Source organism: Sorangium aterium, from assembly GCF_028368935.1.
GTDB lineage: Bacteria > Myxococcota_A > Polyangia > Polyangiales > Polyangiaceae > Sorangium > Sorangium atrum.
Genome location: NZ_JAQNDK010000002.1, coordinates 2,488,107 through 2,501,708, shown reverse-complemented (window position 1 = coordinate 2,501,708; position 13,602 = coordinate 2,488,107). Strand labels below are relative to the sequence as shown.

12 protein-coding genes are annotated in these 13,602 nt (G+C 69.9%); 6 read left to right on the top strand and 6 right to left on the bottom strand.

All coding sequences use genetic code 11. From position 1 onward, the window contains the following. Nucleotides 1-50: 50 nt before the first annotated feature. Both POL72_RS24380 and POL72_RS24375 read right to left on the bottom strand, forming a co-directional pair. A complete protein-coding gene (locus POL72_RS24380; RefSeq protein WP_272097921.1) occupies nucleotides 51-1,403 on the bottom strand; it encodes an MBL fold metallo-hydrolase in 1,353 nt (450 codons plus the stop codon). 653 nt (nucleotides 1,404-2,056) lie between these two features. Then, nucleotides 2,057-2,902 (bottom strand): transglutaminase-like domain-containing protein, encoded by an 846-nt coding sequence (locus POL72_RS24375; RefSeq protein ID WP_272097920.1) that lies wholly within the window; start codon nucleotides 2,900-2,902, stop codon nucleotides 2,057-2,059. Nucleotides 2,903-3,408: 506 nt separating this feature from the next. Here POL72_RS24375 and POL72_RS24370 point away from each other — a divergent pair. The 5 genes from POL72_RS24370 to POL72_RS50485 all read left to right on the top strand — a co-directional run bounded on the left by POL72_RS24370 (nucleotide 3,409) and on the right by POL72_RS50485 (nucleotide 8,468). Next, a complete protein-coding gene (locus POL72_RS24370) occupies nucleotides 3,409-4,182 on the top strand; it encodes an acyl-CoA desaturase (RefSeq protein ID WP_272097919.1) in 774 nt (257 codons plus the stop codon). Between the two features lie 547 nt (nucleotides 4,183-4,729). Next, nucleotides 4,730-6,643: a glycosyl hydrolase gene (locus POL72_RS24365; RefSeq protein WP_272097918.1), complete on the top strand. Its 1,914-nt coding sequence runs from the start codon at nucleotides 4,730-4,732 to the stop codon at nucleotides 6,641-6,643. Between the two features lie 228 nt (nucleotides 6,644-6,871). Then, nucleotides 6,872-7,606, top strand: a complete 735-nt coding sequence (locus POL72_RS24360) for a hypothetical protein (protein ID WP_272097917.1) — start codon at nucleotides 6,872-6,874, stop codon at nucleotides 7,604-7,606. Nucleotides 7,607-7,791: 185 nt separating this feature from the next. Beyond that, entirely contained in the window at nucleotides 7,792-8,097 is a 306-nt protein-coding gene (locus tag POL72_RS24355; protein WP_272097916.1) for a hypothetical protein, read from the top strand. Continuing rightward, complete coding sequence (locus POL72_RS50485; RefSeq protein ID WP_272097915.1) at nucleotides 8,094-8,468, top strand: ribosomal protein bL12; 375 nt, start codon at nucleotides 8,094-8,096, stop codon at nucleotides 8,466-8,468. The genes POL72_RS24355 and POL72_RS50485 overlap by 4 nt, the downstream gene beginning before the upstream one ends. A 64-nt stretch (nucleotides 8,469-8,532) precedes the next feature. On the opposite strand, the gene POL72_RS24345 is transcribed toward POL72_RS50485, so the two are convergent. Then, nucleotides 8,533-9,258: a TetR/AcrR family transcriptional regulator gene (locus tag POL72_RS24345; protein WP_272097914.1), complete on the bottom strand. Its 726-nt coding sequence runs from the start codon at nucleotides 9,256-9,258 to the stop codon at nucleotides 8,533-8,535. Nucleotides 9,259-9,547: 289 nt separating this feature from the next. On the opposite strand from POL72_RS24345, the gene POL72_RS24340 reads away from it, so the two are divergent. Continuing rightward, nucleotides 9,548-11,035 carry a carotenoid oxygenase family protein gene (locus tag POL72_RS24340; RefSeq protein ID WP_272097913.1) on the top strand — a complete coding sequence of 496 codons (1,488 nt, stop codon included), beginning with the start codon at nucleotides 9,548-9,550 and terminating at the stop codon, nucleotides 11,033-11,035. A 110-nt stretch (nucleotides 11,036-11,145) separates the two neighbouring features. On the opposite strand, the gene POL72_RS24335 is transcribed toward POL72_RS24340, so the two are convergent. From POL72_RS24335 to POL72_RS24325, 3 genes are all read right to left on the bottom strand, one after another. Next, nucleotides 11,146-12,243, bottom strand: coding sequence for a nuclear transport factor 2 family protein (locus POL72_RS24335; protein WP_272097912.1), 1,098 nt, complete (start codon nucleotides 12,241-12,243; stop codon nucleotides 11,146-11,148). Between the two features lie 153 nt (nucleotides 12,244-12,396). Further along, nucleotides 12,397-13,227 carry an SDR family NAD(P)-dependent oxidoreductase gene (locus tag POL72_RS24330; RefSeq protein ID WP_272097911.1) on the bottom strand — a complete coding sequence of 277 codons (831 nt, stop codon included), beginning with the start codon at nucleotides 13,225-13,227 and terminating at the stop codon, nucleotides 12,397-12,399. Nucleotides 13,228-13,287: 60 nt separating this feature from the next. Beyond that, nucleotides 13,288-13,596, bottom strand: coding sequence for a hypothetical protein (locus POL72_RS24325; protein WP_272097910.1), 309 nt, complete (start codon nucleotides 13,594-13,596; stop codon nucleotides 13,288-13,290). Between the last annotated feature and the right edge of the window lie 6 nt (nucleotides 13,597-13,602).

Sequence of the window (13,602 nt, the reverse complement as noted above, 5' to 3'; positions counted from 1 at the left end):
CCCGCCCCGGCCCTGCGAAGACCGGAGCGCCGACCGCCCTCAAGGCCGCTTCACGCCCGCCGCTTCGCGACCGCCCCCGCCGCGCGCGCGGCGAGCCGGGCCGCGGCCGTCGCGGCGCCGAGCGCCGTCGCCGCGACCAGGGAGACCCGCAGCCACGCGGCGGCGGCCTTCTCTGGCCGGTAATCGGGCAGGTACGGGCGGGCGGCGCGCGGCAGCACCCAGGCCTCGCTCCCGGGGCCCTCTCCGCCGATCGCGTGCACCGCGCGCGCGAGGCGAGTGCCGGGATACGAGCGGCTCTGCAACCAGGGGATGAAGCGGAAGAAAGGGACGTGCCCAGGCGCCTGCCGCTCCATCCAGACGAGCGCGCGCCGGAGCTCGGCGGCCGTCGCGGGAGCGCCCCCGTCGCCTTCGAGTCGGTGCCATTCGCCATGGCCAGGCAGGAGCCACGCGAAGCGGAGCTGGCCGGCGCCCGCCAGCGCGACCAGGCGGCGCACGGAGCGGATCTGTCGCTCCCAGTCGTTCCAGCACTGGAGCCGGAACGCCACGATCTGACCGATGCGGCGCGAATAGGCGAGGTGGTCGCCGGTGAACAGGAAGCGGCCCCTGTACAGCAGGCACATCGAGCCTGCGGTGTGGCCGGGCTGGGAGAGCACGGCGAGCTCGGCGCCGGCGAGGTCGCCGTCGGCGAGCGGCGAGCCGTCGAGGCTCATGGGCTCGAGGCGCTCCCTGAGCTTGATCTCCACATCGGACGTGGCCGGATTGCGCCCGTCACCGCGCGGGCTCACGTCCACGGCGCCGAGGACGCGGCGACACCCGGGGAAGCGGGCCGCGAACTCGGCGTGGTGCGCGGTGTGGTCACGGTGGGTGAGGAAGATCCACCGCACGCCGCCGTGCGCTTCGAGGAAACGGAAGACCGCCTCGGTCGGGCTCGGCAGGTCGACGAGCACGCCGCCGCCGGGGCGCTCGATGAAGTACGCCGTCGCGCCCGCGTTTTCGCGCGCGGGATGGCCGAGGGCCCAGACGTCCTCTTCGATGCGGCGGGGCCAGGCGCGGAACGGGGCCCCGAGCGCTCCCAGCCCGGCGCGCGCGCGGGACGGCGACGATCGGAGGCGCAAGGCGTTGACCGGGCAGGCGGCGACAGCCGAACGCGCCGCCTCGAGATCGGCCCGGCACCGGGGCTGGCGCAGGATGCCGGTGAAGGCCCCTTCATCATAGGTGCCCGCGAGCACGGCGGGGCCGCGGCGCCGCACGTCGCCGTCCATGGCCTCCCAGTGCGCGGGCGCGACCTCGCCCAGGAGCTCTGGAGCGAAGTTCCTGCAAACGCCTGCACCACAGCAGGCGCGCGTGACGTGAAGTCGCCCCCAGTCGCCCTCCTCGACATCATCGCTCTGCGCGTTGTCCATAGCCGAGCAGATTACCACGTTGTTCGCGAGTTGACATGTGCGCCGACACGCGTCGAGCGGCCGGACGCGCTGACGCGTCCCCAAAGCCATGACGCCGCCACAACACCATCCGATCGTCCAAGTCGTACACCGCCGTCCCCCGCATCGACGACATCCGCGTGCGGCGGTGAAGCGATGTCGCACGCCCCGGCAGCGGTCGAGGAGAGCAGCGCCGCGGCGCCTTCGAGCGAGCGCAGAGCGAGCGACGATGGTGCCATCCTGGAAACGACCGCCCTTCATGGTGGTCAAACGCCAGCGCCCCTTGGAGCTCCTCGCAGGCGAGCTCCGGCCCGCTGCTCCTCTCGTCGCAGGTGGGCGCCGCTCCGGGCGCACATGCGATCCATCTGCGGCCGTCGACGGGCGGACGGGCACGGATCTCTCGACGACGTTGATGCCTTCAGCAGCACCTCGAACCAAGTACGGCTGTAGTACCAGCACCACTGCGGGAAGTCGCCCCGGATCGGCAGAACAACCGCCAAGATCGCCAAGGTCGCCAAGGTCGCCAAGGAGAGAGAGGAGGTGCGGTTCCGGCATTTCCCCTCCCATTTCCCTGGCTTCCTGGCGCGCTTGGCGTCATGGCGGTTCGCTTCCCCGTCCGACTTCCCGCAGTAGTGCTAGCCCGCGATCTCATCCGTCCACACGCGGAAGCTCCTCAACGTGTTCCGGCCAAATGTCGTGGAGATCGCCACGTCGGCGGCATCCCGCCCGCGGGCGATCAGCACGCGTCCGATGCGAGGCACGTTGTTGCGCGCATCGAACGTGTACCACTCGCCACCGAGATAGGCCTCGAACCAGCCCGAGAAGTCCATGGTCCCGTGAGGAGGAGGCACGCCGATGTCGCCCAGGTAGCCGGTGCAGTATCGAGCCGGAACATTCAGGCAACGGCAGAATGCGATCGCAAGATGCGCATAATCTCTACAGACGCCTCTCCGATCGTTGAACACCTCCGCCGCCGTCTTGGTAGGGCTCGCGAACTCGTACCCAAAGGTGATGTGCCGATGAACGAAGTCGCAGATGGCCTGCACGCGACCCCAGCCGGTGGGCGACCGGCCAAACAGGTCCCATGCCGCCTCTGAAAGGCGATCCGTCTCGCAGTACCGGCTGCCCAGCAAGAACACCAGCGTCTCTTCTGGCAGCGCTTCAACGGGGTGCTGCTCGGCCGAGGTCACGACGCGGTCCGGCGCGCCCGTATCGTTCACCACCGCGTCGGCGGAGATCCTCAGCTGCCCCGCCGGCGCGAGGATACGGCTACACCAGTTGCCGAAGGCGTCCCGGTAGGCTCGAACCGGGATCGCCGGGCTGGTGAGCATGTGATCGGGCCGCACCAGATCGGACACGCGCGAGTAGTGGACGCTCAGCGTCAAGATCACCGGCGTGGGTCGCGGGAATTCGTAGAGCAGCTCGTAACCTATGCGGATCTGCATGCGTGCACCTCGAGATGATTGCGCGGCACCAGTCACGAGCGGGACGCCGCGAGGCACCCTGCTCTCGCGGCGCACGCGCCGCCGCGCGACGGCCGGCTGCGCCAGCTCCCCGCCGCGGCGGAGCGCCCGGACGAGCTATCCCTCATCGAGCCAGATGAGCCCTCGCTGCGCGACGCTCGCAGCGAGCCCCTGGGAGCCGAGCGCGAGGGATCCTTCGATGCACGCTCGAACGGCTTACTGAACCAGTCTGTACGCAGCGCATATGTATGTCAAGAACGATCCATCGCCGCGGGCGATCAACGTTCGGGTTGTCGTGATAAGGCGGCGCGCGCGAGGTCGATTGCGTGATGCCTGCAGGAGCGACGCGGCGCCTGGCAGCACAGATTTGTTTCAGGTCGATGAACTCGCCCGTTGCGGGCTCACCCCACGAACGGAATCGCGCGAAATGAGGACGTACTGTGTGAACGGCGCGGCACCGGACTTCGCGAATCATGACCGTGAACCAACTACATTTCGGCCCACGCCGGGTGTACAAGCGAGCCATGGAACTCATCGCCGTCCTGATCGCCCACTCGACATTATCGGTCTTTTTCCAGACCTTCTTCCTGCACCGATACGCCTCGCATCGGATGTTCACAATGCCGAAGCGCTGGGAACGAATCTTCCATCTTCTCACCTACGTCACGCAGGGCTCCTCGTACCTTGTGCCCCGGGCGTACGCGATCTTGCACCGCATGCACCATGCCTACAGCGACACCCCGAAGGACCCGCACTCGCCACGCTACTTCGCGGAGCCCGTCTCCATGATGCTGTCGACCGCCAAGCGCTATGACGCCATCTGCGACGGAACGGCGGAGGTGGAGCCACGCTTTCTGGGCGGCTACCCCGAGTGGCGCACGCTCGACCGCGTCGGCAACTCGTGGGTCAGCCGCCTCGCGTGGGGGACGGGCTACGCGCTCTTCTACATCGCGTTCGCCACGCATTGGTGGCAGTTCCTGTTCGTCCCGCTCCACTGGACGATGGGCCCGCTACACGGCGCCATCGTGAACTGGTGCGGCCACCGCTATGGTTACCGGAACTTCAACGGCGACGACGACTCGCGCAACACGCTCGCCCTCGACCTCGTGACGCTCGGCGAGCTCTTTCAGAACAACCACCACAAGTACCCGCAGAGCCCGAGCTTCGCGGTGCGCTGGTTCGAGATCGACCCGGCCTACCAGGTCATCCGCGTGTTCGCGTGGATGGGCATCCTCCAGATGCCCGAGAGGCGCCAGATCGCCCGGCTGGACACCGGGGCCCCGGATCTCGAGGGTTGAGCTCCCCTCCCTGGAAGCGCCATTTTCATGAAGCCCGGGTGCGGCGGTCGTCCTTTCTGCTGTACGGCTGCGCACCCGCAGTGAAGTTGTCGGCGATGCCGTCTGGATCGCATCACCGCCATGTCCATCCCCCGGAAGCCAGTCGCCTCCTCCCCGCTGCTCGCCGCCGCTGCCCACCTCAACTTCCGCGCCACCACGCCGCGCGACCGAAGCCGCTCGACGCTCGGCGCGCTGGAACAGTAAAATTCCACCACGGAAGCATGAACCAAATGAACCGGTTAACATTCTGACCCGGCAGGGGTCCGAGCCAAGGCGCGCCGGCAGCCGGCCGAGCCGGCACGGCGCGTGCTCACGGCGGCCTGTTCACCTCCGGTCACCATGGGCCACCACGCGACGCACCGCGGCACCGCGCCGACGAGCGCTCGCGGTGAAGCCTGCGCGAGGCCGGAGCGGCGACACCTCGCCCGGTGAGGTCGCTGTTGACACTGAACCGATTAACAAGCTTTATTCCTGCGTGGTTACTGGCACCGGTCGCAGGGGAGAACCCATGAAGCTCATCCAGCTCAGTCCACGCGTTTATGCTGCAGTCCTCCTGTGCTTGGCAGCCGCCTGTGGGTCGTCGAATGACGACACGCCGCCGGGGGGTCCGTCGGGAAGCGCGTCGTCAACCACGTCGTCGAGCACGTCGTCAGGCGGGTCGGGAGGCGCGTCGTCAACCACGTCGTCGAGCACATCGTCAGGCACGGGAGGCGCGCCGGGAGATCCACCGGAGTTCCCGGACACGCCGAGGGGCGACCTCCTCGAGGACCTGTGGACGTCGTCTCGAGCCGGCAAGTTCCGGTTCGGTTACGAGAACGCCATCACGTGGGGGCTCTACGATCCGGGCACCAAGCAGCTCGTGTCGACCAACGACTGGTTCTCGAGCATGGCGGGCGCCGCCAGCCGCGGCGAGCGAGGCTGGTCGTCGGACGCCGGCGCCACCGTGGGAGAGAACCCCGGGCTGCTCGGCATCTCCCTCGACGCGATGGTCTTCGATCCGGTCCCCTGGAATCGCCGCGACGTCACCGCGAACGCCGCGGCGTACATGCTGGAGCAGCCGGGCGGGATGGTGGCCTTCGACTGGCACACGCCCCCGTGCAACTACGACGTCAGCACCTCGGACTTCGCGGACGCCATCGAGACGCCGCTCGCGACCATCACGGTCGATGGCCAGAGCGTGCCGATCCACGCCCAGGGCGGAGGCACTCCGTTCTACGCCGAGACGTACTATTCGCGATCCCTCGGCTCCAGCGCGGACATCCCCGAGAACCTGAAGTGCATCTGCAAGATCGCCAACGACGTGCCGATCGAGCAGGGGACCCACGCCGGGATCTCGGCGCGCGACTGGCTCGTGGCCCACGCGAAGTACGTGGCCCAGTTCTTCCGCGAGCACGGGCTCGGCGGCAAGCCGATCGTCCTCCGTCCGTTCCACGAGCACACTGGCGGATGGTTCTGGTGGGGTCAGCCCTACTGGAACTGCCAGGCCCTGCTCGACGACGATCAAGCCGTCACCGGCCCCGCCGCCTACAGCGCCGCGTACCGCACGTTCGCCGAGGCCGTCCGGAGCGAGCCGGGGATGGAGAACGTGATCTTCGCGTACTCGACGGACAAGGTGCGAAAGCTGAGCGACAGCTCGGTGACGCCCGCCGAGGCGAAGGTCAGGGATCCAGAGAGCCTCTCTCGCGACATGCTCCGGGCCCGCCTCATCGAGGAGCTCACCGATCTGGGCGCGGCCTACGAGAGCCCGCCCCAGGAGGCGATCGCGGCGCTCGAGAACGACGGCCAGCCGCCGTCCGCCCTGCTGGAGGAGTACTACCTCGAGGCGTACCCTGGCGACGACCTCATCGAACTCCTCGGTATCGATCTCTATTACCCGTACGAGCGCGCGGCGTCCTCGGCAGATCTCGAGGACATGAAGGCGATGGCGAGCGCCGTCGCGGCGATCGGCGCGGCCAAGGGCAAGCCTCACGCGCTCACCGAGACGGGCACCTACCGGCTGCACCTCCTCCACCGGGTCAGCAAGCTCGCGGCGGGCGCGTCGCTCACGCTCTACCCGGCAGATCACGTGAGCAAGTGGCACGACGCCCTGTTCGATCAGAGCCTGCGGACGGAGTTCCTGGCCAACTACGGCCTCGGCTCGGCGGGCGCCGTCACGCTCTCTTCCGCCGAGGTAACGAGCCTGTTTCCGGACGCGGGGCAGGGCGCGCTCACCGAGGACTGGTACAACACCCACCTCCTCGATCTCGCCAAGAGCGCCGGCGTCGCTTACGCGCTGACGTGGCAGACCTACTACGACGGCAGCGGCTTCGACGACAAGGCCGTCTACTACTATGTTCCGTTCCCGGGCCACCCGGAGGCGGACAACTTCCGTCGCTTCGCGGCGGATCCGGCGGTCTGCTTCGGCGCAACAGCCTGCCAGTAGCCCGGCGAGGACCGGGGCGCGGACATCCGCTCTAGACGTGAAAGCTGCGTCGAGCCCCGGGCGTCGCGGTCAGGCGTCCAGGTTCAGGCGGTGCCAGGCGGCCCGGAGTCGCCGGAGCGAGGGAGCTCCGGCGGCTCTCTCCCTGTCGCCGCGGCCGAAGCTCCCTCCCCGGCGCGCGCTGGCCTCGACGGCCGCGCTGGAGTAAGGGGAGATCGTTCAGGAGGCACCATGGGCATCTCCATCGCGTACTCGGGCAAGCTCCGCGACCCGACCGCCGTCCCCGAGCTCGTCGCGGATCTCGCCGCCAAGGCCGCGGCCGCCGGCTGGCCCAGCAAGACCATGAAAGAGCTCATCGAAGGCCGGCGCGTGACGTGCTCGGGTCTCGAGGGGATCACGCTCTATCCCCACCGCGAATGCGAGCCTCTCCACTTCCACTTCGACGGTGAAGGCACCTTCATCAACCACACGTACCACGCGCTGCTCACCGACCCGAAGATGGCGGACATGATGCGTCAGGCGCTGGCGGAGTCCGCGGCCATCACGCGCAACCTCACCCGCGCAGCGCAGGACAAGTCGGGGCGCGGCGGAGGGCCGCGCGTCAGCGTCAGCGTCCCCAGCCTGCCAGAGGCGCCGGGGGTCGAGTTCTTCAAGGAGGGGAGCCGCTACAACTGGACGAAGACGCAGTTCGCCGGCCCCAAGGTGCACGTCGCCGTGTGCGCCATCCTGCGGTACGTGAAGCAGCGCTATGCGCCGGAGCTCGACGTCAAGGACGACAGCGGGTACTTCGTCGACGGGGACTACGAGAAGCTCGAGGGCCAGCTCGCCTACGTCGAGCGCCTCACCTCGCTCGCATCGCAGGCCATCGAGGCCGCCGCCGCCGCGAGCAAGGGCCCGATGACCCTCGACGCGTTCGTGGACCGGATCAACGAGGAGCTCGCCGAGGCCAAGGACAGGCTGCACTGACGAGCGCCGGCGCCGCCGGGCCGTGGTGGTGCGCGCGCCGCGGTCGCCTCTCGCGAGCTTCATGCCATCTCTCCCGCGAGGTCCGTCCGGGAGATCGCGCGCGGCGAGGAGCGGGCCGGGGCGGACTCGCGGGGATCCGCGATAGCCCGCTTGACGTGGCGTCCACGCCTCGCTGTTCTCTGCTCATGAAGCTCAGCGCGCTCCGGATCGCCGAGCCTTGCCATGAGGACTGGAACGTCATGCCGGGCGACGCCCGGGAGCGCGGCTGCGCCGCTTGCCAGACCCGGGTCCTGAACCTGTCCGAGCTCTCCCGCGCCGAGGCCGAGGAGGCGCTCGCTCGCCGTCCCCCCGACGGCCGGCTCTGCGTGCGTTTCGCGCGCGACGAAGGCGGCGAGGTCGCCACGCGGACCCTCCAGGAAGAGCGGTTCCTGGCGGCGCTCCTGGCGCTCCAGTCGCTCGCCGCGCGGCGACGGGCGGAGGAGGCGCCGTGAGCCTCACCCGCGAGCAGGTCATCGCGTACATCGAGGGGCTCACGGCCGAGGAGCTGTGCGAGCTCACGAGCGAGCTCATGGAGCGGCTCGGTCGACCGGCGACCGAACCCGCGCCCCTGAGCTTCACCATGGGGGCCCTCCCGGCGATGCCCTGGGACGACGAGGTCGTGTCGGTGGTGCTGAGCAGCTTCGGCGGGGAGCGGATCGCGGTGATCAAGGCGGTCCGGGAGCTGTGGGGGCTCGGCCTGGACGAGGCGAGGAGGCTCGTGGAATCGGCGCCCATCGTGCTGCGGGAGGGCTTGAGCCGCATGGAGGCGCAGGCGGCAGCCGAGCGGCTCACGAGCGCGGGGGCGGAGGTCGAGCTGCGCTGAGGCGCGGCTGCCCGGCTGCCCCGACCCGGGTTGAGGCGCGGCGGCTGCCCCAACCCGGGTCGGCTCACGCCTCCGGAGGCCCCTGCGCGAGCCCCTCGCCGAGCACATCGAGGACGGCCGCTGTGAGCTCCATCGCGCCCTCGCGCGGCAGGTGGCCATCCAGGAACATGCGCGCGAGCCCGTAGGCGATCGCCCGGCCCGCGACCTCGATGACGATGGGGTCGGTCGGGCGCAGCTCGCCGCGCGCGCGCGCCTCCTGGAGCATCTCCTGAAGCCGCGACCGCGCCTCATCGTCCGCGGCGACCAGCGCGCGCGCGTGCTCCGGATCGGCGCGCAAGGCAGGGCTGTTCAGGAGCTCGAACAGCGCAGGATGCTGGAGGGCAAAGCGGACCGAGGCGAGCCCGAGCGCGCGGAAGCGCAGGAGCGGGGTCGGCGCCGCCGCGATCTCCGCCGCAGAGACGAGCTCGAACCGCTCGATCCCGGCGAGCGCGACGGCGCGCAGGAAATCCTCCCGCGAGGGGAAGTGACGGAACGGCGCCGCCGGAGAGACGCCCACCCGCCGCGCCGCCTCGCGCACCCGGACCGCATCGATGCCGTCCTCCTCCAAGAGCGAGAGCCCCGCGTCCACGAGGGCCCGCTTGAGGTCCCCGTGATGGTAGCCGCGCGCCGGCCGCTTCGAGGCCCTCCGCTCGGCAGGCGACTTCCTGGCGGGCGCCTCCTTGGCGGGCGCCTTCTTGACGGGCGCCTTCTGCGCAGGCGGATCCTCGGCGCGCTTTCGACCCGGGGGCATGCCGCGCTTTCCGGGCGGCGTACGGCGGCGTCAAGGAGCGGCGCGCGGCGGCGTTCAAGGAGGAGATTCGGAGACAGGGCGCCAGCAGCCCGGGTCCGCGGCGGCATCGGGTAGACTTCCGCGTCGTACAGACGGCCGCATCGAGCGCCTCGCGCAGCCGGAGTCCGCAGGGAGCGACCGGACGCCCGGGGCCCGGCTCCACAGGATCCCGCTTGCGCCGATGTGATCGATGATTACATAACCAGGACGCCGATGTGATCGACGATCACATCGGCCGCCCGGAGGTCCCATGTCCATCGCCGTGTCTGCCGCCGACTTCGACGCCGCCCTCGACGCCGCCTTCGCCGGCGCGGGGGGCGTCTCCACGGACGCCTCTCGCGGAGCGCGCGCCTTCGATCACCCGCTCGACCTCGAGGCCGAGTACGGCTTCACGCCGCTCGCGGTCGAGGGGACGCTGCCCGAAGGCCTCGAGGGCACGCTCTTCCGGGTGGGCCCGGCCCGCGCGACCCTCTTCGGCGTCCGCGTGCCGCACCCGTTCGAGGCCGATGGCGGGGTGCTCGCGGTGCGGCTGTCGGGCGGCCGGGCGGAGGGCGCGCACCGCCTCGTGCGCAGCCGCGGCCTCGTGGAGGAGCTCGCGGCCGGGCGGCGCCTCTATGGCTCGACCCTCTCCTGGCCGAAGCGCGTGCTCCACGCGCTGCAGGGCAAGGCCAAGAACGTCGCGAACACGAGCCCCTTCATCGCCGGCGGCCGGCTGTTCGCGCTCATGGAGGCCGGCAGGCCGACGGAGCTCGATCCCGCGACGCTCGACACGCTCGGCGAGAGCGATCTCGGCGGCGCGCTGGGTCCCACCTTCTCGGCCCACCCGCACCGGGTTGCTGCCAGGAAGACGAGCTACAACTTCGGCGTCCGCTTCGGGCGCAGGACCCAGCTCGACCTCTACGCGGTCGACGACGACGGGCGCGCGCGCTCGCTCGGCGCGGTGCCGCTCTCGGCGCCGGTGATGCTCCACGACTTCTGCGCCACCCGCCGGCACCTCGTGTTCTTCGTCTCGCCCGCGATGATCCAGGTGGGGCGCGCGATGCTCCAGTGGGGAGGCTTCGATTCCTGGGTGCGCTTCGAGCCCGGCCGGGGCACGGAGGTGATCGTCGTCGACCTCGACGACGTCTCCCGCGTGCGCCGCTTCGGCGTCGACGCGTTCTTCCAGTGGCATTTCGCGAACGCCTACGACGACGGCGAGGACCTCGTCGTCGACCTCGTCCGCTACCGGACGCTCGCCACGCTCGGCGCGATCGGCAAGGACCCGGATCGGCCCGAGCTGGCCTCCGTCGACGCCGGCGTCCTCGTGCGCCACCGCGTGCGCGCGAGCCGCGAGCAGCTCCTCGTGGAGGACCTCGGCGGCGTCGTCGGCGAGTTCCCGCGCGCCGACCCGCGGGTCGCGGGGGAGCGGCACGGCGTCGTCTTCCTCGCCACGAAGGGGCGGGCCGACGACCCGAATGGAAACGGCATCGCGCGCGTCGACGTCGACACGGGCGCGATCACCCTGGCGCGCATCGCGCAGCACGAGCGCCCGTCCGAGCCGATCTTCGTGCCGCGCGCGCCCGGCGCCCCCGAGGGCGACGGCCACGTGCTCGCGGTGGTCACCGACGCGAAGGCCGGGAAGAGCGCCATCCACGTCTGGGACGCCGCGCACATGGACGAGGGGCCAGCGGCGCGGGTCCACCTGCGCCACGCCTCGCCCCAGACCTTCCACGGGGCGTTCCTGCCCCGCGCGGACTGAAGGCCGCTGCTCCTGCCCCGACTGGCGCGTCGCCGTCAGGCAGCGAGAGGAGGTGGCGCCGCGCCGAGCGAGAGGCTCGTCGGGCCTCGAGAGCGCGGTGAGACATGGAGCTAGAAGATCGGGAGCCCGCTCATGGTCGAGCTGGGCACGGAGCGCCGCGAGTCCCAGTGCTCGACGATGTCGCCGCCCTCGACGCGGAACAGATCGTAGAAGCCATAGGCGGTGTTGTTGCGCTTTCCTTCCGACAGGGTGAAGACGAAGTTCCCATCGGCGATGACGTGGTGCACCTTGACGTAACTGATGCCCTCGTCCTTCACGTACTCGACGAGCGCGGCGGGCCCGCTCGCGTCGGTGTCGCGGTGCTCGACGTAGCTCGCGCCGAGGAACTCCGACGCTCGCGCGTGCGCCCCTCCGATGAGCACGGCGTCGATGAAGCTCAGCACGTGCGCGCGGTTCTGCCCCGTGAGCGCCTCGTCCTCGACGTCCTTCGGGCCGTCCGTCGCCGAGGCCTGGTTCGAGTCGGAGTCCCAGTGCTCCATGATCCTGTCGTCTTTGACCCGGAACATGTCGAAGATCACGCCGGTCTGCGAATAGCGGCCCTGCACGACCACGAGATCGCACTCGCCGAACGTGCGCAGGCGCTGGTAGCTGAACGACCCCGACGTGACGATTCCCCGCATCAGGCTCTTGAGCGTGGCGACGCCGCTCGTCGCGATCGGGTTGTGCTGGAGGTACGGATCGGCCCAATAGCGATCGATCGCCGAGACGTCCTTCTGGACGAACAGCGCGTCGATGGCCTGCGCGACAAGGGCCTTGTTCGCGCGCGACTCCTCCGGATCGCAGCGGCTCCCGGAGCCTCCGGCGCCACTGCCTCCAGCGCCGCTGCCGCTGCCGCCAACGCCGCTGCCCCCGGTGCCAGCGCCGCCGCCGTCTCCGCCACCGCCCGCACCGCCCTGCGCGCCGCCACCCGAGCCCTCCGGCTCCCCGCCGCTCCCCGTGGAAGCGGGAGAACCAGCCGAGGACGTCGAGCCCGAGGACGTCGAGCCTGCGGGCGACACATCGCCCCCCGTGCCACCGCTGCCGACCGACGCTGCTGTCGTGTTGCTGCCTGTCGTGCCGCCTTGGTCGTCAGGCGTATCGCCCGATTCGTCGGAGCACGCCACGAAGAAGCAGACGGCCGCCAGCCCGATCCAAGGAGCGATGTTCATCCACGTCCCCTATCGCGCCGCGCACCGGGGAGGCAATCCGCGGTGCGTGGGCCGCGGAGCGTTTCAAACATGTTGAAGTTCTGAAGGAGCCTTTCGAATGGCGAGCTCAGCGTCTGCGCCGAGGAGTGGAGCACCACCCCCACGCTCGAACGCTCACCCCCGCGTCGCTCGCTCTTTGGCGATCTCGCCGCGGCCGCCCTTCTCGACGAGCGCCGGGAACATCCTGCCGAGGCGCCAGAGGAAGCGTGCGCGCGAGGGCAGCACGATGACGGGCTCGTCGTCGGCCGCCGCATCGAGCGCCTCGCGCGCGAGCGCGTCGGCCGGGTAAGGCGGGCCAGCAAGGGCCTCGAGCAGGCGTCGCGCGTTCGGAACCCACGGGATCGCCGGCAAATCGGGGGGGTTCTCGGAGTCCAGGATCGGGGTCTCGACCGCAGCCGGGCAGAGCACGCTGACGTGCACGCCGTAGGCCGCCGCCTCGATTCGCAGGCTCGTGCTGAGGCCGACGACGGCGTGCTTGCTCATCGCGTACGGCGTGAAGAGCGGCGCGGGGCCCAGACCGGCGAGCGACGCCACGTTGAGGATATGGCCGCTCTTCTGGCGCACCATGATCGGGTAGCCCGCCACGATGCCGTGCAGCACGCCGCGCACGTTGACGTCGAGGACGCGGTTCCAGTGCGGGAGCGGGATCTCGTGCGCCTCGCCGGCGACGCCGATCCCCGCATTGTTGATGAGCAAGTCGAGGCGCCCGCCACGCGCTGCCGTGTCCTCGATGGCCTCACGCATGCCCGCTTCATCACGCACGTCGAGCGCGCGCGACGAAGCGCCGTTTCCAGCCTCGGCCGCCACCTTCGCAGCGGCGTCGCCGTTCACGTCCGTCACCGTCACGCGCGCGCCGCGCCGCGCGAGCTCCAGGCTGAGCGCTCGACCGATCCCCGAGCCGCCGCCAGTGATGAAGGTGACTGCATCCTTCCACGTTTTCTTCATGGGCGCTCCGAGCAGGACAGGGAATACGACAACCTCTCTCGTGTCAAGCTCCCGTTCGACTTATTCGGCATCGTCCTCGTCCACTGTTTTAAAGAAAGCGTGCCCCGTGTTCTTGAACCGCAGAAATCTCCACCAACTTAAGGCGTTGACGCCCTCCACCTTCAGCACCGGTGCCCCACCCCGATTCAAGAGTGCATACTCCCCAGTGGTCCAGTCCGCGAGGACCATCGCCTTGGCGATTTCCTCTGCTTGCTTCACTGAGCGGGCTCGAACCGCGCGCGTCGCGAAGAAGCCAATGATCGGTGGCTCCCCGTCTGCCCCCTGGACCTTTATACCCTTCCCTTCGAGAATCACGCTGTAGTAAGGCATCGACCC